Genomic DNA, 21864 nt, shown 5'->3' on the forward strand with positions numbered 1-21864 from the left:
GTCCTAGATCGCCATTGTCGCTATCACTTGTCGGAGATGGAACATGAAGGCACAGGGCACGGCCGCGCTGTCGCGGGCATGGACGGGACCGGCGCTTTTGTCCTTCGGCTTTCGTCCGTTCTTCCTGTTGTCGGCCGCATGGGCCGCGTTGGCGATGGCCGTATGGATTGTCATGCTTGCCGGGCGCCTCGACCCCCCGCCCCATTTCGATCCGATCTCCTGGCACGCGCACGAATTTCTCTTCGGCTATCTTGGCGGCGTGGTTGCGGGGTTCTTGTTGACCGCGGTGCCGAACTGGACGGGGCGCCTTCCGGTGGTAGGGTGGAACCTGGGGTTGCTGGCGCTGCTCTGGCTTGCCGGACGGGCGGCGGTCGCCGGGGCCTTCGATCTGAGCCTCCCTGCGGTCGCTGTCGTCGATCTGGCTTTCCCCTTGATCCTGGGCGGCGTCATCCTGCGCGAGATCGTCGCCGGGAAGAACTGGCGCAACTTGCCGGTCCTGGCCTTGCTGACGGTTTTCGCCATCGCGAACGGCATCTTCTATTGCGAGGCGGCGATGGGGCAGTTTGCAGCGCAGGGCTATGGTCTGCGACTAGGGCTGGCGACGGGTCTGGTGATGATCGCCCTGATCGGCGGCAGGATCGTGCCGTCCTTCACGCGCAACTGGCTGGTCAAGCGCGGATCGGACCGTCTGCCTGTCCCGCCGATGCAGCGTTTCGACAAGATCGTCCTGCTCGTGACCATTGCCGCCCTCCTGCTTTGGGTTCTGCTGCCGCACGAGCGTTCGACCGCTGCCGCGTTGCTGCTGCTGGGCGTGCTGCATGCGGCGCGGTTGTCGCGATGGCAAGGGCGGGCGACGCTGGCCGAGCCGTTGCTGACTATCCTTCATATCGGCTATGCGTTCGTGCCTTTGGGGGCTGTTGCGATGGCGGCAGCCATCTGGTGGCCCCAGTTTGCCGGCGAAGCGGCGGCGCAGCATCTGTGGATGGCCGGCGGCATCGGCACGATGACCCTGGCCGTGATGACGCGTGCGACGCTGGGCCATTCGGGACGCGACCTGCATGCGGGGCCGGGCACGGTGGCCATCTATGGCGCCCTGATCGTCGCCGTCATCGCACGGGTGGCCGCGCCAGGTTTCCTCGAGTTTCAGGTCAGTCTGCACATCGTCGCTGGACTGGCCTGGATCGCGTCCTTCGGCGGGTTTGCGCTGCTTTACGGTCCTCTCCTCCTGCTGCCGAAAGAAGGATGAGCCGATGGGCTGGGCGGGTTTCGCCGCGGCTTTCGTCGCGTTTTTCGTCGTGCATTCGGTGCCGCTGCGACCGCCGGTGCGAGGCAGGTTGACGCACATCTTGGGGCAGAGGGGCTTTACGCTGATCTACTCGATCCTGTCGCTCGCTGTCCTCATCTGGTTGATAATCGCGGCGGGCAGGGCGCCGTGGATCCCTTTCTGGTATCCGGCCAGCTGGCAGCCGTGGGTGCCGATGGCCGGCATGGCACTGGCCTGCGTGATCCTGGCCGTGGCACTGGGACGACCGAACCCGTTTTCCTTCGGCGGTCCTTCGGCGGGGTTCGACCCGCAGCATCCGGGTGTCGTCAGATGGATGCGGCATCCGGTATTGTGGGCGCTGGCGCTTTGGGCCGGGTCGCATCTGGTGGCCAACGGCGATCTGGCGCACATCGTCCTGTTCGGCACCTTCGCGGTCTTTGCGATTCTTGGCCAACGCATCATCGACCGCCGCGGAAAACGCGCGATGGGAAACGAATGGGACGTCTTGCACAGACGGGCAAAGGCCGCATCGCTGTTCGCGCCGATTTCGTGGCCCGGCGCGATCCTTCGTATTTTGATGGGGTTGATCGTATGGGCGGCCCTTGTCCTTCTCCATCCCGTCGTGATCGGCGTATCGCCCTTGCCGTGGTAAACGCCGTTGCGTTCAGTTTCGCGACAGCGGATAGAGACCGAAGCAGGAAGGCGGGCAATGGCAGGGGACTGTCAAAACGGCAAAGCGGTTGACGCACGAGGTCGCGTATGATGCGAGCCGCTATACTTGTCGCTGCGGTCATGACAGCCTGTCAGGCGGATGATCTCCAAACCGTCGAGGACGTACCAGGCCCTGACCGCATCGCGCGCGAGAAGGCCATGTGCGAGGCGCGCGGCGGTCGATGGGGACCGGGCGGGAAGGGCGCATTGGTGTGCTATACGCTTACGAAGGACGCCAATCGCAGCTGTTCCCAGCAATCGGAATGCGAGGGCCTGTGTCTTGCGCGATCGCGGACCTGTACGCCCGTCACGCCCGTTTTCGGTTGCAACGAAATCCTGCTGGCAGGCGGAACGCAGGCGACCTTGTGCCGAGACTGATCCTTCTGACCCTGCTGTTGTTGGCGGCATGCGGTGGCGAGCGCGCGGCCCCCGTAACGACCGACCGCGATCCGTCAGCCCCTTTCGCATCCATCGCCTCGTTCGATCCGGTCCGGTTCGGGGGCCGGTGGTATGAGGTCGCGGCATTCCCTTCAGTTGCCGCTATCGCTTGTCTATCGTCGTGGACGGAGTATACCCCGCGGCCGGACGGAACGCTCGGCCTTGGGCGGTTCTGTCGCAGCGCCGACGGATCCGTGACGCAGACCGCAGGGCGCGCGATTCCGGTCGGTCCCGGTCGGCTGTCGGTCACATTCGCCGGTGACGATGGGCAGCCAGCAACGTGGTGGGTGCTTTGGGTCGATGAAGGATACCGGACCGCCGTGATCGGGACGCAGTCTGGACGCGGCGCCTGGGTCTTGAACCGCGACCCGAATGCGCCAGCCGACCGTCTGGCGGCGGCGCGGGAAATTCTGGACTTTTACGGCTACGATCCGTCGCGACTGCGGCAGGCCGAATGACGACGACACGTCATTCCGCCGCCTTCAGACAGAACCCCTGTGCCACGCGATCCGACGGGATGACGGGGTAATCTCCCGAAAAGCAGGCATCGCAATGTTGCGGCGATGCGTTGTTGCGGCCCTGCGCTTCGCCCGTCGCGCGGTAAAGCCCGTTTAGCGAGATAAACCGCAGCGAATCCACGCCCAGATGCGCGCACATCTCTTCCTCGGACATGGACGAGGCCAGCAGCTTGTCGCGATCCGGCGTATCGACCCCGTAGAAGCAGGGCCAGGCGGTCGGAGGGCTGGCGATGCGGAAGTGGACCTCGGCTGCGCCTGCATCCAGAACCATCTCGCGAATCTTGATGCTGGTGGTTCCCCGCACGACCGAATCGTCCACCAGCACGACGCGCTTGCCGCGGATGAGGGCGCGGTTGACGTTCAACTTCAGCCGGACGCCCATGTTGCGGATCTGCTCGGTCGGCTCGATGAAGGTTCGACCCATATACTGGTTGCGGATGATCCCCATCGCATAGGGGATCCCCGATTCCTGACTGTAGCCGATGGCCGCGGGGGTGCCGCTGTCGGGGACGGGGCAGACCAGATCGGCCTCCACCGGCGCCTCGCGGGCCAGTTCCACCCCGATGGCGCGCCGGGTCTCATAGACCGACCGGCCGCCCAGAATCGAATCGGGGCGGCTGAAATAGACGTGCTCGAAAATGCAGAAACGGGGCTTTTGCGGTGCGAAGGGGCGGTGGCTGGCAACCTCGCCATTCTCGATCACCACCATCTCGCCCGGTTCGATCTCGCGGACGAAAGCCGCGCCGATGATGTCGAGCGCGCAGGTCTCGGAACTCAACACCCATCCGCACCCGTCGAGCCGCCCCAGAACCAGGGGCCGCACACCCAGGGGATCGCGGACGCCGATCAATTTGGTCCGCGTCATCGCCACGATGGAAAACGCGCCCTCGACCCGCCGCAGGGCGTCCTGCATCCGGTCCGGCACCTTGCGTTGCAGGGACCGCGCCATCAGGTGAATGATGCATTCGCTGTCGCTGGCGGATTGAAAGATCGACCCGGCTCCGATCAACTCCCGCCGCAGCGCGTCCGCATTGGTGATGTTCCCGTTATGCGCGATGGCCGCGCCGCCCATGCTGAATTCGCCGAAGAAGGGCTGCACGTCGCGCAATTGCGTCGTGCCCTTGGCACCCGTCGTTGAATAGCGCACATGCCCGATCGCCAGCGGTCCGGGCAACGTCTCCATCAGCGACGCTTTGGTGAAATTGTCACGCACATAGCCCATGCGCCTGGCCGAATTGAACCCTGCGGTCGCGTCGTGGCTGACGATGCCGCCCGCTTCCTGCCCGCGATGCTGAAGCGCATGCAATCCCAGCGCGACGAAGTTCGCGGCATCCGCGACGCCGGAGACGCCGAACACGCCGCATTCCTCGTGCAGCTTGTCGTCGTCGAAAGGATGGGCGAAGGGCCTGGCGCGCATGGCATGCTCCTGGGGCGGTCGTCATCCTCTAGGGTCAAAAAGCCCCCGTGTCACGCGAATGCACCTTCACCGCGACGTGACCGGGCGTTGATTGCCTTGTAAGGGGGCGGCTGGCACCTTGCAGGCCAGAACAATAAACGCGGAGACGAGGAATGAGCAGCAAGATCGACCGGCGGGGATTGTTGATCGGGACGGGCGCCGCCCTGTTTGCGCCAGCCATCGCGTTCGGCGCTCCCCAGACGCCTTCGAACCTGCCCGAAACGTCGCGGCACAACATGTCGGCCTTTGCGATGCAGCGTTGGGAAGACCACTTCGACAATGTGGACCGGGTGACGCTGGTGGCCGATACCGGCGCGCGGGCGCTGCATTACTGGGCGGCCGGTGGCGGCGATTACCGGCTTTATCCGACATCCGTTCCCATGAGCGAGGAACTGACCCGCCGCGGCTATAGCGAGATCGTGCGCAAGCGCGAAGGCCCCGACTGGCGCCCGACCGCCAGCATGAAGGAACGCGATCCGTGGTTGCCCGACTACATGCCGCCGGGGCCGGGCAACCCCTTGGGAACGCACGCCATGTATCTCGATTGGCCGGCATATCTGATCCACGGCACACACGACACGCGCAAGATCGGACGCCGGTCGTCGTCCGGCTGCATCGGCCTTTACAACGAGAAGATCGCCGAGCTTTTCGCCATCACGCCAGTCGGCGCGCAGGTGCGCCTGATCTGACCGAATAGCGTGCCTGCGCCTTCAGGCGGCGCAGGCACCGACAAGCTGTTCGTAACGCAGAACGATCCAGCCCGGCGCATCGTCGGGAATTGCGCCGTCGATCCGATCCTGGCTGCGCGAGAATATGGCGGCGGTGCGGCTGTCATCGACCATGGGGATGCGGCCCGTGACCATCGCCCGGTCGTAGACGATCAACGCCACCGCGACCAACAGCACACCGCGCGCGACCCCGAAGAGAAAACCCGCCCCCTGATCCACCGGCCCCAGGGCCGAATCGCGGATCGCGCCCGAAAGCAGCGGCGTGAAGATCGACACGACGACCAGGGCCACGGCAAAGACCAGCGCGAACGCGGCGATGATGCCCAATTCACAACTGTCGTTCAGAAACCCGCCCACGACCGGCAATTCGCCCACCAGCGGGCGGACAGTCGCGGCGAAGACGAACGCGACCATCGCCGCGACGATCCACCCGACGATCGCCATGCCCTCGCGCACGAAGCCGCGCGAATAGGCCAGGATGGCCGATATGACGATCACCGCGATCACCAGACCGTCGATCAGCGTGAAAGAATTCATCCTGCGTTCCTATCAGCCGGCGCCGAACATGTCGCCGACAAGCGTGGCCAGATCGGGGAAGGGGCGCAGCACGATTGCAGCGCCGGCTTCGCCTGCCAGCTCGGCCCGGCCGGGCAACGGCGCGATTGCGGTGGTGAAACCAAGTTTCGCGGCTTCTTTCAACCGCAATTCCGTCTGGCTGGCGGGACGCAGCCCACCCGACAGGCTGATCTCGCCGAACACGACCGACTGGGGCGGCAGCGCCACATCCTCGCGCGCCGAAAGCAGCGCGCATGCGACCGCCAGGTCCGCGGCGGGTTCGCGGACGCGCAGACCGCCCGCCACGTTCAGGTAGACGTCGAGCCCGGCGAACGGCACCGCGCAGCGGGCCTCGAGAACGGCAAGGATCATCGCCAGCCGCCCGCCATCCCAGCCCACGGCCGACCGACGCGGCTGACTGTGCGGGGTAGGGGCGACCAACGCCTGCATCTCGCACAAGACCGGGCGCGACCCCTCGATCCCGGCGAACACCGCGGATCCGGGCTGGGGCGACTGGCTGTCGGTCAGAAACAGCGCAGACGGATTGGCGACCTCGGCCAGCCCCGCGCCCGTCATCTCGAACACCCCGATCTCGTCCGCGGGACCGAAGCGGTTCTTCACGGCACGCAGAATGCGGAATTGATGGCCGCGCTCGCCCTCGAAATAGAGGACCGTGTCGACCATATGCTCGACCACGCGGGGCCCGGCGATCTGGCCTTCCTTGGTGACATGCCCCACAAGAATGACCGACGTTCCCTGCCGCTTGGCAAAGGCCGTCAGCTCGTGGGCCGCCGCGCGCACCTGACTGACGCTGCCGGGGGCGCTGTCGACATTGTCGGCCCACATGGTCTGAATGGAATCGATGATCGCCAGATCGGGTTTCTCCGCTTCCAGCGTCGTCAGAATGTCGCGCAAGGCGGTTTCCGCCGCCAATCGCACCGGCGCGTCGCCGAGGCCCAACCGTTGTGCGCGCATACGGATTTGTGCCGCCGCTTCCTCGCCCGAGACATAGATGCAACGCAGCCCGTTCGCGGCAAAGGCGGCCGCGGCCTGCAACAGCAGCGTGGACTTGCCGATGCCCGGATCGCCGCCGACCAGAATGGCGCTGGCAGGCACCAGACCGCCGCCCAGCACACGGTCGAGTTCGTCCAGGCCGCTGCGGCTGCGCGGTGGGGGCGCTTCGGCGGCGGCCAGATCGGTCAGCACCATGCCCTTGCCGCGCCGTGCCCCAAGCGATTTCGACGCCGGCCCGACGCTGAGCGGCGTTTCCTCGACAATCGTATTCCAGGCGCCGCAATCGTCGCAGCGACCGGACCACTTGCCATGCGCGGCCCCGCAGACCGTGCAGACATAGTTCAGTGATTTCGCCATGCGATCCTCTTGCCGCGATGCGGGGCGGCGGGCAAGCGCCGCAGCCGGGTCACGCGGCGTAATGCCGTTCGTAACGATGGCCCAGCGAGGTGAGGATTTCGTAGCCGATCGTCCCGGCAAGGTCGGCCAGCGCGTCGATGCCCTGATGTTCGCAAAGCATCTCCAGCGTGTCCGGCACTTCGTCCAGATCGGTCACGTCCACGGTCAGCAGATCCATCGAGACGCGGCCGATAATGGGGCAGGCCGTCGCGCCGGCATAAACCTTGGCGGAACCGCTTTGGCCTATCGCCCTTGGCAAGCCATCGGCATAACCCGACGCCAAGGTCGCGACGCGCGAGGGACGGTCGGCGTGCCAGGCGTTGCCATAGCCGACGCTTTCCCCAACCGCGACATCGCGCTGTTGCACCACGGGCAGGGACAACCGGACGGCCGGAACGGCGTCTGCATAAGGCAATCCGCCGTAAAGCCCGATACCGGGGCGGATCATGTCGAAATGCCACGCCCGGCCCAGCAACGCCCCACCCGTCGCCGCAAGCGATCGGGGGGCATTCAGACCTTCGGTCATCTCGACGAAGGTCCGCAGTTGTGCGGCGTTCGCGGAATGGTCCGGTTCGTCAGCGCTGGCCAGATGGCTGATGGCCAGACGCGGGCCGTTCCCATCGACAAGGTCGCGCAGACCCCGCCAGTCGTCCGGTTCAAGCCCCAGACGGTTCATGCCGGTATCGAGTTGCACGCCGAATGCCGCCCGCGGCAGAAGGCGGAAATGCCGTTCGACCTGCTCGGGCGAGTTCAGCAGCGGGATCAGGTCGGCGTCCCGAATTGCGGCCGCATCGCCGTTCATGTGTCCCGCAAAGACGTAAATGTCCGGCCCCGGTCCAAGGGCCTTGCGCAGGGCTGCCCCTTCCTCGGCGACGGCGACGAAGAAATCGCGTGCCCCCGCCTGCGCCAGTGCAGGGGCGACCCGGCTTGCCCCCAGCCCGTAGGCGTCGGCCTTGACCACGGCACCCGTGCGGCAGGACCCGCCGCCAAGCGCATCGAGCGCGCGCCAGTTCGCCGCTATGGCGGCAAGGTCTATGGTCAGCGATCCGGTGGCCAATCGTCAGAAGCTCACATCGCCGGCGCTGCCCTGCTGCCAGGGCTGCACCAGATTGCCGAACCGCGTGAACCGTCCTTCAAAGCTCAAATCGACGCTGCCGATGGGGCCGTGGCGCTGCTTGCCGATGACGACTTCCGCGCGCCCGTGCAGACGTTCCATCTCCTGCTGCCAGTTGGCGATCTTTTCAAGTTCGTGATCGCCCGGTTTCTCGCGTTCCTTGTAGTATTCTTCCCGGAACACGAACATCACGACATCCGCGTCCTGCTCGATCGACCCCGATTCGCGCAGGTCGCTGAGTTGCGGGCGCTTGTCCTCGCGGTTCTCGACCTGGCGGCTGAGCTGCGACAATGCGACCACGGGAATATCGAGCTCCTTGGCGATGGCCTTGAGTCCTTGGGTGATCTCGCTGATCTCGTTCACGCGATTCTCGTTCCGGCCGGTGCCGCGAACCAGTTGCAGATAATCGACGAACAGCACGTCCAGCCCGTGTTCGCGCTTCAGCCGCCGGGCGCGGGCGGCAAGCTGGCTGATCGGCAGGGCCGGGGTGTCGTCGATATAAAGCGGACAGGCTTCGAGCGACTTCGCGGCCTCGACGAAACGGCGAAACTCGGCCTCGTTCATGTCGCCGCGCCGGATTTGCTCGCTGGGAACCTCGGACGCTTCGGAAAGGATGCGCGCGGCAAGCTGCTCGGCGCTCATCTCGAGCGAATAGAAGCCGACGACGCCGCCATCCACCGCGCCCTCGGTCCCGTCCGGCCGGGTGCCCCGGCGATAGGCTTTGGCGATGTTGAACGCGATGTTGGTCGCCAGCGACGTCTTGCCCATCGACGGCCGCCCGGCAAGGATCAGCAGGTCGGACTTGTGCAGCCCGCCCAACTTCCTGTCGAGATCGACCAGACCCGTCGAGATACCCGCCAGCCCGCCCTCGCGCTGATAGGCCGCGTTGGCGACATTCACCGCATCGGTGACGGCGCGCAGGAACGACTGAAAGCCCTGGCTGCCCTTGCCGGCCTCGGCCAGCTTGTAGAGTTCCTGTTCGGCAGCGACGATCTGATCGCGCGGTTCCGACAGCACATCAACGCGCGCGGCCTTGGCGGCGATGTCGCGGCCCACGTCGATCAGCTTGCGCCGGATCGCCAGATCATAGACCGTCTGCGCATAGTCCCGCGCGGCATAGCTGCTGATCGCGGAACCGGCCAGCCGCACCAGATACGATGCGCCGCCCAGTTCCTGCAAACCCGGTTCGTCCTGCAGAAACGCCTTGAGCGTGACCGGAGAGGCCAACGCGTTCACCGCGATTCGGGCTGCCGCGACCTCGAAGATGCGGGCATGGACGGGATGATAGAAATGCGTCTCGTTCAGGATGGCCGCAACGCGGTCGTAGATGTCGTTGTTGGTCAGGATCGCGCCCAGAAGCTGCGCTTCGGCCTCGATATTGTGGGGCAGGTCGGGAAGCGCGTCCTCGGTGGATGCGCCCGGTCCGCCCGGCATGAAACGTGCCACCTCGCTCATCCGCCTGCCCCTCGTCTGCCCGCCTTGGGCATAGCGCCCCCTGGGCCGGGGGATCAATGCGCAATCGTGCCGGTCGTGTCGTCGGGACTGCCGAAACGTGGCGTGACCCATCGCCGCGCGGTCTGGCGGGTCTATCCGCTGGCGGCGCGCCAGCCTTCCGGATCGCGCAGGAAATCCTCCACGGCGGCCAGCGTTTCCGCGTCGAAACTTCCCCGCCGCCGCGCCTCCGCCAGAACGTCCCACCATGTGCACAGGTGATGCAGCGTGACCTCATGCGCCGAGAGCGTCGGAATGGTCTGCGGAAAGATGCCGTAGTAGAAGATCACCGCCGTATGGGCGCAGGTCGCGCCGGTGTCGCGGATCGCGTCCACAAAAGAAAGCTTGCTGCCGCCGTCCGTCGCCAGATCCTCGACCAGCAGAACGCGCTCGCCCTCGCTCATGCGACCCTCGATGCGGGCATTGCGGCCATAGCCTTTCGGCTTCTTGCGCACATAAGTCATCGGCAGCGCCATTCGTTCGGCCACCAGCGCCGCGAAGGGAATCCCGGCCGTCTCGCCGCCGGCGATGTTGTCGAACGCTTCGAACCCCGCGTCGCGCATGACCGTCAGCGTCAGGAAATCCATCAGCACCGACCGGACGCGCGGATAGGAAATGAGCCGCCGGCAATCGACATAAGTGGGTGCCTTCTGGCCGCTGGCGAAGGTATAAGGGTCGGCGGCATTGAAGGCGACGGCCCCGACCTCGAGCAGCATGCCGGCGCTGAGGCGCGCAATCTCCTCGCGGGTGGGAAAGCTGGCCGGGATCATGGTGCGCATCCTTCTTCGGCGACGCGCCAGCCGATCGCGCGGCCGGGATCGAACACCGTCAACGGCCCGTCATCCGTTTCCACGTTGGCAAGCAGTGTCGGCGCCTTACGTTCCAGCGTCAGCGTCCCGGTATTGAGCGGTAGGCCGTAGAATCGCGCGCCATGCTCGGACGCGAAGCCTTCCAGCCGGTCGAGCGCGCCTTCCGCGTCGAACAGATCCGCCAGCAGCGGCATGGCGACGGGCGCGGTAAAGCAACCCGCGCAGCCGCAGGGCTGCAACTTCGCCGCGTCCACATGCGGGGCGCTGTCGGTGCCCAGAAAGAACGAGCTGTCGCCCGACAGCGCGGCTTCGACCAAGGCGCGGCGATGCGTTTCGCGCTTTAGGACCGGCAGGCAATAGTAGTGCGGCCGTATCCCGCCCGCCAGCATATGGTTGCGGTTCAGCACCAGGTGATGAACCGTGATCGTCGCGCCCAGATCGTCGCCGCCGGATCGCACGTACTCGACCGCATCGCGCGTCGTGACATGCTCCATCACCACGCGAAGGCCGGGGATCTGCCGGCGGAGGGGATCGAGAACGCGGTCGATGAACGCGGCCTCGCGGTCGAATATATCGACATCGCTATCGACGACCTCGCCGTGGACACAAAGCGGCAGGCCGATCTGCGCCATGTTTTCCAGTACGCGCATGACCTTGCCCATGTCGCGCACGCCGCTTGCGGAATTGGTGGTCGCGCCGGCGGGATACAGCTTGACCGCTATGATCAGGCCGATCTCGGCGGCGGCCCGCACGTCGCGGGGCTGGGTTTCTTCCGTCAGATAGAGGGTCATCAGAGGCCGGAAACCCGATCCGCGCGGATTGGCGGCGAGGATCCGGTCCCGGTAATCGGCGGCGTCCGCTGCGGTGACGACCGGGGGCACAAGGTTCGGCATGACAAGCGCGCGGGCGAACTGGGTCGCGGTATGCGGCAGAACCGCGCGCATGACAGCGCCGTCGCGCAGGTGCAGGTGCCAGTCGTCGGGGCGGCGAAGCGTCAGTCTGTCCATGATCCGCCTCTAGCAAGGCCGGCGAAGAACCGCCAGTGGCGGGGTCTGACAAGGACCGATCCGGCCGGGCAACAGAAAAGTGCGGGTCCGAGGGTGGACGTCGCGCATCCAGTCACTACCCTATTCTAAAGGAAAGCGGCGCTCGGCGCCCCGGCATTCTTCGAGGACGACATGAAAAAGCTCATCGACCTGCTGATCGAAGCGCTCGACGCGCTGGCACCCCGTCCGGCCCCACAGCCGCGTCCGATTCCCGTCCCGACAAGGTCCGCATCGCGCCGTTGACGGACCCGGCCGACCGGGCGGTGTCGAAAGTGCAGTCCATTGACGACGTGCAGGCGTTGCTGGCCGGGCAAGATTATATCTGCGGACGGTCGCTGGCCACCGTCACGTTTCTTGCGCTTCGGCTTGGCCGACCGTTGTTTCTGGAGGGCGAGGCGGGGACCGGCAAGACCGAGATCGCGCGGGCGCTGGCCAATGCGCTTGGGCGGCGGCTTATCCGTCTGCAATGTTACGAAGGGCTCGATTCGTCGAGCGCGGTCTACGAATGGAACTTCGCGGGGCAGATGATTGCCATCAGGGCGGCGGAAGTCAGCGGAATGACCGACCGCGACGCGCTGCGGTCCGAATTGTTCACCGAGGATTATCTGATCGCGCGTCCGCTGCTGGAAGCGCTGCGCCCCCAGCCGGGCGGCGCGCCCGTTCTGCTGATCGACGAGATCGACCGCACCGACGCCCCCTTCGAGGCGTTCTTGCTGGAGGCGCTGTCCGATTTCGCCGTCACCATTCCCGAACTCGGCACGATCCGCGCGCCCGAGCCGCCGATTGTCGTCCTGACATCGAATCGCACCCGCGAAGTCCATGATGCACTGAAGCGCCGCTGCCTCTATCACTGGGTGGACTACCCTGACTTCGACCGCGAGATCGCCATCCTGCGTGCCCGCGCGCCCGAGGCATCCGAGAGCCTGAGCCGCGAAATCGTCGCCTTCGTCCAAGCGCTGCGCGCCGAGGATCTGTTCAAACGCCCCGGCGTGGCAGAAACGATCGACTGGGCCCGATGCCTTCTGGCGCTGGACATGATGGAACTCAGCCCGCAGGTCATCGCCGACACGCTGGGTGCGATACTGAAATATCAAGACGATATCCAGCGCCTGCAAGGGGCCGAGGCCACGAAGCTGCTGGATCAGGTGCGCCGGAAGCTGACGGGATGACAGATTGTCGCCCGCCTGCGGATCGCGCACTCGACTTGCCGGACGACCCCAAGCTGATGCAGAATATCGTCTGGTTCGCGCGTGCGCTTCGCAAGGCCGGCATTCCCATAGGTCCGGGCCGCGTTCTGACCGCCCTGCGCGCGGTCGCCGTGGCCGGTTTCAGCGACAGGCGGGACTTCTATCATGTCTTGGCCTCCTGCTTCATCGGCCGGGCCGAGCATCGCGCGATCTACGATCAGATTTTCCGGCTTTACTGGCGCGATCCCCGTTATGTCGAACATATGATGGCGTTGCTCGTGCCATCCGTCCGCGGCACGCAGGATCAGCGGAGAGCACAGCCCGCCGAAAGACGCGCGGCCGAGGCGCTGCTCGACGGGGCGGCCGCCGACCCGCCGCTGCCCGTAGCGGACGACGAGGCGCTGATCGAGATCGACGCACGCGGCACGCAATCCGACACCGAGCGCCTGCGGCATCTGGATTTCGAACAGATGTCGGTGGCTGAAATGACCCGTGCCAAGGCTGTCATCGCCCGGATGGCGATGCCAGTCCGCCCCCTTCCGTCACGGCGCGGCGTGCCGGATCCGCGCGGCAACCGGCCGGACTGGCCTGCGACGATGCGGGCGGCGGCCCGCACGGCGGGCGAATTGCGGCAGCTTCGTCATCGGCGCGTCGGCACGCGGATGCCCTCGCTGGTCGCCATCTGCGACATATCGGGTTCCATGTCGGTCTACAGCCGCTTTATCCTGCATTTCCTGCATGCGATGGCCAATCGTCCGCAACCCGGCTGGTCGCAGATCCACGCCTTCACGTTCGGGACACGCCTGACCAACATCACTCGCCATCTGCGTCACCGTGACGTCGATGCCGCGCTTGCCGCAGCGGGGGCCGAGGCACAGGATTGGGAAGGCGGCACGCGCATCGGCGCCTGCCTCACCGCGTTCAACAGGGACTGGTCGCGCCGGATCATGGGGCAGGGGGCGGTCGTGCTGCTGATCACTGACGGGTTGGAGCGGGGCGATTCCGTGCTGCTGGGCCGGGCCACCGAACGCCTGCATCTGTCCGCCCGCCGGCTGATATGGGTCAACCCCCTGCTACGCTTCGATGCTTTCGCACCGCGTGCCGCCGGTATCGCGGCCATGCTGCCGCATATAGACAGCCTGCGCGCCGGTCACGACATCGCGTCCCTTGAAGGGCTTGCCGAAGCATTATGTAGCCCGCACGATAACGGCGACAAAGCGCGTCTGCTCGCCCTTGTGTGAAGGAACGAAAATGTCGTCCTTTCGTTTGGCAGACGCCCCTGCCTTGAAGGACGCCCCATGCGACAGACGCTGAAAACGACGACCGCCCTGCTGGCCAGCCTTGCCCTGATCGTGCCCTTGCCGGTCGTCGCGCAGGATGCCACGAGCGAAGAAACGGTTGTCTGCCCCGAAGGCACCGAGGATTGCGCACCGACCGGCGGGGCCGATGCGGAGCCTTCAAATGGCGATGCGGACAGCGATGGGGTGGAGGAGCCGACACCCGAGGCAGCCGGTGAACCATCGACGGAAACGCCGATTGAGGCGCAAGCGGAGCCAGCCGAGCCTGCTGGCGATCCCGCCGACCCGACCGAAGGGTCGGAAAGCGAAGAAACACCTGCCGACGAGGACGGCGCGGCAGAGGTTGAGACCGAACAGGAGGAAAGCAGCGAGGCGGTCGTCCCTCCGGCCGAGGATCAAGGCGGAGTGGCACCGGCTGGGTCCGACGAAGGTAGCTTGCCCGTAGAGGACGCGGCTGCCGAGGAAGCGTCCGATCAGGAGGCCGAGACACCGCCTCCCGCGCAGGATGCCAGCGAAGCGCAGGATGGGCCAGACGCCGACGCCAACGAACAGACGGATAACGTAGTCGCTGACGACGCTGCGACATCGGACGCGGAAACAGGCGAGACGTCTACCGATCAGGATCCTGCACCGACTCAACCCGATACGCCAGAGGCAGAGCCTGATGCCGCATCCGCGGCTCCTGCCGACGAAGCTGCCACCGCCTTGCCAATGGAGGACGCGACCGGAACGGAACCCGATGCCGATGACGAACAGACCGAAACAATCGCCGACAAGAATGGTGATGAGGAGCCAGTCGAAACCCCGCAGGCCGCCGCGGTAGCGGCCGACAGCGATTCGGCGGGGGATGTAGAGACCGAAGTCATCGCGGAAGACGATGTCAGAACCTCGGACCAAGACTTCGCCACCGCGATCAGCAACGACGAAGACGCCGACGACGATGACGATGGCCTGTCCAATCTGGAGAAGGCGCTCTTGCTGGGGGCTGGGGCCGTCGCGGTGGGCGCATTGCTCAGCAACAACCGCCAGGTCGTGGCCAGGTCCGATGACCGGATCGTGGTCAGTGATCCCACGGGCGGCTATCAGTTGCTCAAGGACGACAATGCGCTTCTGCGCCAACCCGGCAATGAAGTGCGGACCGAGACGTTCGACGACGGATCGACCCGCACGACCATCACGCGCGAGGACGGCAGCCGCATCGTGACGATCCGCGACAACGAGTTGCGCGTCCTTCAGCGCAGCCGGATCGCGCCGGACGGCACCGAGACGCTGCTGATCGACGATACCGCCGAAACGCGGCCGGTCAATCGCGCCGCGTTGACTGCGACGGCAGCAGCCCCGTCCTCCGACTATCGCCCGGAAGACCTAGAAGGTCTGCGCAGTGCATTGGCGGAACAGGGCGTGTTCGACCGGTCCTATTCCTTGAGCCAGGTTCGCCGCATCGCCGAAGTGCGCCGTCAGGTTCCCGCCGTCGATCTGGACAACATCACGTTCCAGACCGCATCGGCCGCGATCACGCCGGAACAGGCGGACGAGTTGGCATCCCTCGGCAGGTTCATCAGGGACAGTATCGAGGATGACCCCTCGCAAGTCTTTCTTGTCGAGGGCCATACCGATGCGGTCGGCGATGCGGCCTATAACCTCGCCTTGTCGGACCGCCGGGCCGAATCGGTGGCGCTTGCCCTGACCGAGTATTTCAATGTTCCGCCCGAGAACCTTGTAGTGCAGGGATATGGCGAACAGTTTCTGAGGATCGACACCCAGGAAGCCGAACGGGCCAACCGGCGTGCGACGATCCGGAACATCACACCCTTGTTGCGGACCGCCAGGAACGATTGACGCGCAGCGCCATGAACGCATCCGACCATGACGACATTCCCGCGATTGCATTGGCTTGGCATCGCGCGGGGCAGGGCGCCGCCCTTGCCACCGTGGTGGAAACATGGGGGTCGGCCCCCCGCCCGGTGGGCAGTCAGCTTGCGGTTTCGGCGGACGGAAAGATTGCCGGTTCAGTCTCGGGCGGATGCGTCGAAGGTGCGGTGATCGCGCAGGCGTTCGAGTCCATTGCCGAGGGCGGCAGCACGATACTGGAATTCGGCGTCGCCGACGAGACAGCCTTCGCCGTCGGCCTGGCCTGCGGCGGGACCATTCGGATCCTCGTGGAACCTGTCCGCGAGGGAGACTTTGCGCCCGAGCTTCTGAAGCAACTGGTCGCATTCAGGGCGGATCGGCAGCCGGTGGCCTATATGATCGATCCATCGGACTGGTCGCGTCGGTTGATCGGCCCCGAGGCTTTTCCAGACCGCTTTCGCCTGGATCGGTCGGGCTTCGACGACGAAGGGCGGTTCATTTGCATCCACAACGTGCCCCTGCGGTTGAACGTGATCGGCGCGGTTCATGTTGCCCAACCCTTGCTCAAGATGGCAGATTTGCTGGGCTATGACTGCACGTTGATCGACCCCCGGTCGGCCTTCGCGACGGCAGAACGGTTTCCCGACCGCCGTCTGCTGGTCGATTGGCCCGAAGATGCATTGAAGGATATCGCCATCGACGCTCGCAGCGCAGTCGTTACGCTTTCCCACGATCCCAAGATCGACGACCCGGCATTGGCTGCGGCCTTGCGGTCGGATGCGTTCTATATCGGCGCGCTCGGTTCGGCCAGGACACACACGCTAAGATTGAAACGCCTGCGCTCGGCCGGCTTCGACGATGCGGATCTCTCGCGGATCAACGGCCCTGTCGGTCTGCCCATCGGCGCACGGTCGCCTGCGGAAATCGCGGTGTCGATCGTCGCGCAGATGACTGCAAGGTTGCGTCAGGGTTGATTGCACAACCAGTCTGAATCGAAAAGGCCCGCCGGTAAGGCGGGCCGCCAACAATCGTTAGGTTCAGCGGGTGGGTCCGATCAGCATGACCATCTGCCGGCCTTCCATCTTCGGGAAATTCTCGACCTTGCCAAGTTCCTTGGTATCTTCGGCCACCCGTTCCAGCAAATCGCGGCCAAGGTTCTGGTGCGCCATCTCGCGGCCACGGAAGCGCAACGTGATCTTCACCTTGTCGCCCGCTTCCAGGAATTTGAAGACATTGCGCATCTTGACATCGTAATCGTGGGTGTCTGTGTTCGGGCGGAACTTGACTTCCTTGATGTCGATCGTCTTCTGCTTCTTGCGCGCTTCGGCCTCGCGCTTCTGGTTTTCGTACTTGAACTTGCCGAAATCCATGATCTTGCAGACCGGCGGCGTCGCGTTAGGCGAGATCTCGACCAGGTCCAGACCGGCGGCTTCGGCCAGTTCCATGGCGCGATCGGGACTGACCACGCCGACATTTTCGCCATCGGCGCCGATCAGGCGGATTTCATGGGCCCTGATGCGTCCATTGACGCGAGGGCCGGTGTCACGCACCGGGGGCGCGTTATGAGGTCTGCGAGCGATGGGGGTCGTCCTTTCAATAACTTTGCCTGCCGTTATCTAGCCCTGCCGGCAGGCCCGTTCAAGCGGATCCGCGCCTGTATCGACGGGCACGGGGAACCGGCACCCACGCCGACCGTTGCCCTGCCGAAGCAAGGAAATGAATTGGAAGGAGTCTGCAATGGCTGGACGACTTGTATCCGTAATCGCCTTCGTGGCGGCGGGAAGCCTGGTCTCGGGATGCTGGGACGACGATGACGAGGTGACAGTAGCCGAAACCGATACCGGCGTTGCGGAAGTGACGACGGAGGCCCCGGTTGCCGCGGTCGAGGATTCGGCCGAGGTGGTGGTCGTCGAAGAACCCGCGGAAGTGGCGGCGGTTGAACCTGTCGAGGAAGAACCGCCTATCACCGCAAACCCTGCCGCGATCGACGCCGACGAGAATGTCGACACCGACAGCGAAGCCACTTTGGTCCAGATCGAGCCGGTCGAAGATGCGGCCGATACGTCTGCCGACGAGAGCGAGGCGGATGTGCAGATTGTGGACATCGGCACCGACGATGCGACGGATACGAGCGAGGGCGGTCTGGTCGACTATCTGACGCCCGAAACCTTCGACTACGAGGAAGTCGTCGCGCAGGTGAATGCCTCGGACCTCGATGCCGGGCAGAAGGAAGAACTGATCGACCGTCTGCGCGAGGCTCGGGAAAATCCCGACGACCTCGCCATCCTGTTGACCGAAATGCGGACGGCGCTCGGGATCGATTCCTAACCGACGAACGCCTTTTCGACGACATACTCCGCGGGGTCGCTGTTGGCGCCCTCGCGGAGGCCGAAACCTTCGAGGATCTCCTTGAGGTCGGTGTTCAGACCGATGGACCCGCATACCATGGCGCGGTCGGTCTCGGGATCAATCTCAGGAACGCCCAGATCCTCGAATACTTTTCCCGAACGCAGCAGGTCGGTTATCCGTCCCATACGGGCGCTCTGTCCACGCGTCGTGGTCGGGTAATACCGCAGCTTGCCGCCGACCAACTCGCCGATCAGCGGGTCGCCCGGCAAACCGTCCACAAGCTGCCGTCCGTAGGCCAGATCCTCGGGATCGCGGCAGGTATGGGTCAGAATGACCTCGTCGTATTTTTCCCATGTCTCGGGTTCGCGCAGAAGCGATGCGAACGGCGCGATGCCCGTGCCGGTCGCGAAGAACCAAAGACGCTTGCCGGGGATCAGCGCGTCATGCACCAGCGTGCCAACGGGTTTGGGCCGCAGGATGATCTGGTCGCCCGGCCGGATGTGCTGAAGGCGGCTGGTCAGCGGTCCGTCCTGAACCTTGATCGAATAGAATTCCAGCTCGTCGTCCCATGCGGGGCTGGCGATGGAATAGGCACGCAGCAGCGGCCGCCCGTCCTCTTTCATTAGCCCCAGCATCACGAATTCTCCCGACCGGAAGCGCAGACTGTTGGGTCGCGTCACGCGGAACGAAAAGAGGCTGTCGGTCCAGTGGGTGACTGACGTGACAGTCTGCGCGTCAGGCAATGTCGGTTGAATGGCGGGCTGAAGTTCTGGGGCGATCACGGGCGTCAACCTTGTCATGGCATCCTTGCGGGCTTGCGCCCGTCCTCTTTCTAACGGTCGGGGACTGGAAACTGAAGGCGATCAGCCGCGCAGCATGGCGCGATAATCGCATTGCCGCCAATCGGCGCAGGCAAGCCATTGGTCCTGCGGCTGTCGTGCAGCAAGCTGATCGGAGATTTCGACCTCGTCGAACCCGCAGCGACGCGCCATCGCGAACTGATCGGCGAGGACGTGACCCGCTGCGCGCAACCGCCCCGAAAATCCCCGTCTCCGCAGGTCCGAGGCCAACGTGAAACCGCGGCCATCCGAGAACGACGGAATGACGATCCGAATCGCCGGGACGGACCCGAGATCGGGCAACGATGCCAGGTCGCTGTCCGTCGAAAGGTCGATCATCTCGCCGGCATCGTCCGGCCCGAAACCCTCGTCGGTCACAATCACGCTCATGCCGGTTCTCCTTTGGTCGGCGGCTGACGAACGGCGCGTCCGCCCACGAAGTGGATACCGCATTCGACCTTGTTGATACCCCGCCAACGCCCGGCCCGGTCGTCTTCGCCTTCGGCGACGCGCGTGGTGCAGGGCATGCACCCGATGGATTTGTAACCGCGACTGACAAGCGGATGGCGAGGCAGCCGGTTGTTGATCAGATAATCGCTCACATCCTCACGCGACCAGTGCGCCAACGGATTCACCTTGATACGCCCGTCGCTGTCGGCTTCGAAAAATTCGAGCGCCTTTCGTTCGGCGCCCTGAAACCGCTTGCGCCCGGTAATCCATGCATCGAAAGGGGCCAGCGCGCGGGCCAGCGGCTCGGCCTTGCGCAGCACGCAGCATGCGTCGGGGTCGGTGCGATGCAACAGACCGTCGGCGTCACGCTCCAGCATCGCCGCGCGGTCGGGGCGGATGCGGCGAATGTCCGTCAGCCCAAGCTGGCGCGCCACGGTGGACTGATAGTCCAGCGTTTCGGGGAACAGCATCTCGGTGTCCAGAAACACGACCGGGACGCTGCGATCCGCGACGGCCAGCAGGTGCAGAAGAACGACGGATTCGGCCCCGAAGGACGAAATCAGCACGATCTGTCCGACCTGCGGGTCGGACAGGGCATGCTTGAGAACCGCGCTTGCCGAATGATGGGCATAGCGCGCATTGAGTTCCGCCGCGCGTTCGGCCGCAGTGGAGAGGGGGGCTTCAAGCGGCATCGGCGCGCTCCGTTTGATAAATCGCGGCCTTGAACGGTGCCATTCCCAGACGACGGTAGACATCGAGGAATGTCTCGTCCCTCGTCCGGCGTAGTTCCAGATAGGCCAGGATCAGCCGTTCGACGGCCGGCACCACCTCGTCATAGGCGAATCCCGGCCCCGTCCGGTCGCCAAGCGCCATTGTCTCGGTGCCGTCGCCGCCAAGCGTGATCTGGTAGGTCTCGACGCCAGCCCGATCGAGGCCGAGGATGCCGATATGGCCGACATGATGGTGGCCGCACGCGTTGATGCAGCCCGAGATCTTGATCTTCAGTGCGCCGACCTCATGCTCGATCTTCAGCGCCTCCAGCCGCAATGCGATGGATTGGGCGACAGGAATGGAACGGGCCGTCGCCAGGGCGCAATAATCCATGCCGGGGCATGCGATGATGTCGGAGGCTAGCCCGATATTCGCCGTCGCCAGCCCGGCCGCCTTCAGTGCGGCATGGACGGCCGGCAGATCGCCCTTGTGGACATGGGGCAGAATCACGTTCTGCTCATGGCTGATCCGCAGCTCCGAATGGCCGTGGCGTTCGGCAAGATCGGCAAGAACCTCCATCTGTTCGGCGCTGGCATCGCCGGGCGTGGCACCGGGGGCCTTCAGACTGACCGAGACGATGGCATGTTCGGGATCGCGGTGGGGCGTCAGATTGGTGTCGGCCCAGCTGCGATAGACAGGGTCGGCGGCATAGGCGCGATCATGCGCGCCAACGGGTCCGTGCCGCAGGTCGGGCAGCGCGAACTGCGCTTCGATCGCGGCCAGAATCTGTTGATCGACCCCCGTAAATTCCGGGCGAATCGCCGCAAAACGGTCTTCCACCAAACGGGTTATCTCTTCGATACCGTGCTCGTGGACCGCAATCTTGATGCGGGCCTTGAACTTGTTGTCGCGCCGGCCAAGCAAGTTGTAGACGCCCAGAATCGCCTCGACGTAAGGCAGCAGGTCCTCGCGCGGCAGGAAATCACGGATCACCTTGCCGATCATCGGGGTGCGCCCCAGGCCGCCGCCGACGATGACCTCGAATCCCGGCTGGCCGTTCTGCACAATCATGCGCAATCCGATATCGTGCGCCCTCGTCACGGCGCGGTCCGTCGGGCTGCCGGTGATCGCGATCTTGAACTTGCGGGGAAGGAACTGAAATTCGGGGTGGTCCGTGGACCATTGCCGCAGCAATTCGGCCACCGGGCGGGGATCGGCGATTTCGTCCGCGGCGGCACCGGCGAAATGGTCGGCGGTGACGTTTCGGATGGTGTTGCCGCTGGTCTGAATGCAATGCATCCCGACATCGGCCAGCGCATCCAGAATATCGGGCACATCGGTCAGCTGAGGCCAGTTGAACTGAATGTTCTGACGCGTGGTGAAGTGCCCATAGCCCTTGTCCCATCGCCGCGCGATCATCGCAAGCTGACGCATCTGGCGGGACGAGACCGTTCCATATGGAATGGCCACCCGCAGCATGTAGGCATGCAGTTGCAGGTAGAGACCGTTCATCAGACGCAGCGGCTTGAACTCGTCCTCGGTCAGCGACCCGTCGATGCGACGCGCGACCTGACCGCGAAACTGGGCCACGCGCCTTCTGACGAAGGCTTCGTCGAAATCTGTGTAGGCATACATAAGA

The 21864-nt window shown here is 64.9% G+C and carries 21 protein-coding genes; 9 read left to right on the forward strand and 12 right to left on the reverse strand.

The annotated features are described in order from the left end of the window. Positions 1–43: 43 nt before the first annotated feature. From OCGS_RS03825 to OCGS_RS14740, 3 genes are all read left to right on the forward strand, one after another. Entirely contained in the window at positions 44–1246 is a 1203-nt protein-coding gene (locus tag OCGS_RS03825) for an NnrS family protein (protein WP_007425912.1), read from the forward strand. Between the two features lie 4 nt (positions 1247–1250). Further along, positions 1251–1916: an NnrU family protein gene (locus tag OCGS_RS03830; RefSeq protein WP_007425913.1), complete on the forward strand. Its 666-nt coding sequence runs from the start codon at positions 1251–1253 to the stop codon at positions 1914–1916. 322 nt (positions 1917–2238) lie between these two features. Then, positions 2239–2871 (forward strand): lipocalin family protein, encoded by a 633-nt coding sequence (locus OCGS_RS14740; protein WP_238538217.1) that lies wholly within the window; start codon positions 2239–2241, stop codon positions 2869–2871. Between the two features lie 10 nt (positions 2872–2881). Here the strand turns inward: OCGS_RS14740 and purF are convergent, their stop codons facing one another. Continuing rightward, a complete protein-coding gene (gene purF / locus OCGS_RS03840; protein ID WP_007425915.1) occupies positions 2882–4348 on the reverse strand; it encodes an amidophosphoribosyltransferase in 1467 nt (488 codons plus the stop codon). Positions 4349–4500: 152 nt separating this feature from the next. On the opposite strand from purF, the gene OCGS_RS03845 reads away from it, so the two are divergent. Next, a complete protein-coding gene (locus OCGS_RS03845; RefSeq protein ID WP_007425916.1) occupies positions 4501–5076 on the forward strand; it encodes a L,D-transpeptidase in 576 nt (191 codons plus the stop codon). A 21-nt stretch (positions 5077–5097) separates the two neighbouring features. On the opposite strand, the gene OCGS_RS03850 is transcribed toward OCGS_RS03845, so the two are convergent. The 6 genes from OCGS_RS03850 to pyrC form a co-directional block, all read right to left on the reverse strand. Continuing rightward, positions 5098–5652 carry a CvpA family protein gene (locus OCGS_RS03850; protein WP_007425917.1) on the reverse strand — a complete coding sequence of 185 codons (555 nt, stop codon included), beginning with the start codon at positions 5650–5652 and terminating at the stop codon, positions 5098–5100. A 12-nt stretch (positions 5653–5664) separates the two neighbouring features. Next, a complete protein-coding gene (radA, locus tag OCGS_RS03855; protein WP_007425918.1) occupies positions 5665–7041 on the reverse strand; it encodes a DNA repair protein RadA in 1377 nt (458 codons plus the stop codon). A 49-nt stretch (positions 7042–7090) separates the two neighbouring features. After that, positions 7091–8137: an alanine racemase gene (gene alr, locus OCGS_RS03860; RefSeq protein WP_007425919.1), complete on the reverse strand. Its 1047-nt coding sequence runs from the start codon at positions 8135–8137 to the stop codon at positions 7091–7093. A 3-nt stretch (positions 8138–8140) separates the two neighbouring features. Beyond that, positions 8141–9628: a replicative DNA helicase gene (locus tag OCGS_RS03865; protein ID WP_420798910.1), complete on the reverse strand. Its 1488-nt coding sequence runs from the start codon at positions 9626–9628 to the stop codon at positions 8141–8143. A 152-nt stretch (positions 9629–9780) separates the two neighbouring features. Further along, complete coding sequence (locus OCGS_RS03870) at positions 9781–10455, reverse strand: orotate phosphoribosyltransferase (RefSeq protein WP_007425921.1); 675 nt, start codon at positions 10453–10455, stop codon at positions 9781–9783. Continuing rightward, entirely contained in the window at positions 10452–11501 is a 1050-nt protein-coding gene (pyrC, locus tag OCGS_RS03875) for a dihydroorotase (RefSeq protein WP_007425922.1), read from the reverse strand. The genes OCGS_RS03870 and pyrC overlap by 4 nt, the downstream gene beginning before the upstream one ends. A gap of 278 nt (positions 11502–11779) precedes the next feature. Between pyrC and OCGS_RS03880 the strand changes: the two genes are divergently transcribed. The 4 genes from OCGS_RS03880 to OCGS_RS03895 are packed head-to-tail and all read left to right on the forward strand — an operon-like array spanning position 11780 to position 16850. Then, complete coding sequence (locus OCGS_RS03880) at positions 11780–12709, forward strand: AAA family ATPase (RefSeq protein WP_007425923.1); 930 nt, start codon at positions 11780–11782, stop codon at positions 12707–12709. After that, a complete protein-coding gene (locus OCGS_RS03885) occupies positions 12706–13968 on the forward strand; it encodes a vWA domain-containing protein (protein ID WP_007425924.1) in 1263 nt (420 codons plus the stop codon). The genes OCGS_RS03880 and OCGS_RS03885 overlap by 4 nt, the downstream gene beginning before the upstream one ends. Before the next feature lie 57 nt (positions 13969–14025). Further along, complete coding sequence (locus tag OCGS_RS14745) at positions 14026–15864, forward strand: OmpA family protein (RefSeq protein ID WP_040610479.1); 1839 nt, start codon at positions 14026–14028, stop codon at positions 15862–15864. Positions 15865–15875: 11 nt separating this feature from the next. Continuing rightward, a complete protein-coding gene (locus tag OCGS_RS03895; RefSeq protein ID WP_040610480.1) occupies positions 15876–16850 on the forward strand; it encodes an XdhC family protein in 975 nt (324 codons plus the stop codon). Positions 16851–16913: 63 nt separating this feature from the next. Here OCGS_RS03895 and infC read toward each other — a convergent pair whose 3' ends face one another. Next, a complete protein-coding gene (gene infC / locus OCGS_RS03900) occupies positions 16914–17426 on the reverse strand; it encodes a translation initiation factor IF-3 (protein ID WP_040610481.1) in 513 nt (170 codons plus the stop codon). Positions 17427–17613: 187 nt separating this feature from the next. Between infC and OCGS_RS03905 the strand changes: the two genes are divergently transcribed. Then, on the forward strand, positions 17614–18204 hold the full coding sequence (locus tag OCGS_RS03905; protein WP_007425928.1) for a hypothetical protein: 591 nt from the start codon (positions 17614–17616) through the stop codon (positions 18202–18204). Here OCGS_RS03905 and OCGS_RS03910 read toward each other — a convergent pair. The 4 genes from OCGS_RS03910 to OCGS_RS03925 form a co-directional block, all read right to left on the reverse strand. Beyond that, positions 18201–19025: a ferredoxin--NADP reductase gene (locus tag OCGS_RS03910; protein ID WP_007425929.1), complete on the reverse strand. Its 825-nt coding sequence runs from the start codon at positions 19023–19025 to the stop codon at positions 18201–18203. The two genes, OCGS_RS03905 and OCGS_RS03910, sit on opposite strands and share 4 nt — an antisense overlap. 63 nt (positions 19026–19088) lie before the next feature. Beyond that, positions 19089–19454 carry a DUF934 domain-containing protein gene (locus tag OCGS_RS03915; RefSeq protein WP_007425930.1) on the reverse strand — a complete coding sequence of 122 codons (366 nt, stop codon included), beginning with the start codon at positions 19452–19454 and terminating at the stop codon, positions 19089–19091. Continuing rightward, positions 19451–20206, reverse strand: coding sequence for a phosphoadenylyl-sulfate reductase (locus OCGS_RS03920; protein WP_007425931.1), 756 nt, complete (start codon positions 20204–20206; stop codon positions 19451–19453). Before OCGS_RS03920 ends, OCGS_RS03915 begins: the two co-directional genes overlap by 4 nt. Beyond that, on the reverse strand, positions 20196–21860 hold the full coding sequence (locus tag OCGS_RS03925; protein WP_007425932.1) for a nitrite/sulfite reductase: 1665 nt from the start codon (positions 21858–21860) through the stop codon (positions 20196–20198). Before OCGS_RS03925 ends, OCGS_RS03920 begins: the two co-directional genes overlap by 11 nt. Between the last annotated feature and the right edge of the window lie 4 nt (positions 21861–21864).

Origin of the sequence: Oceaniovalibus guishaninsula JLT2003, from assembly GCF_000299575.1 — a bacterium.
Lineage (GTDB): Bacteria > Pseudomonadota > Alphaproteobacteria > Rhodobacterales > Rhodobacteraceae > Palleronia > Palleronia guishaninsula.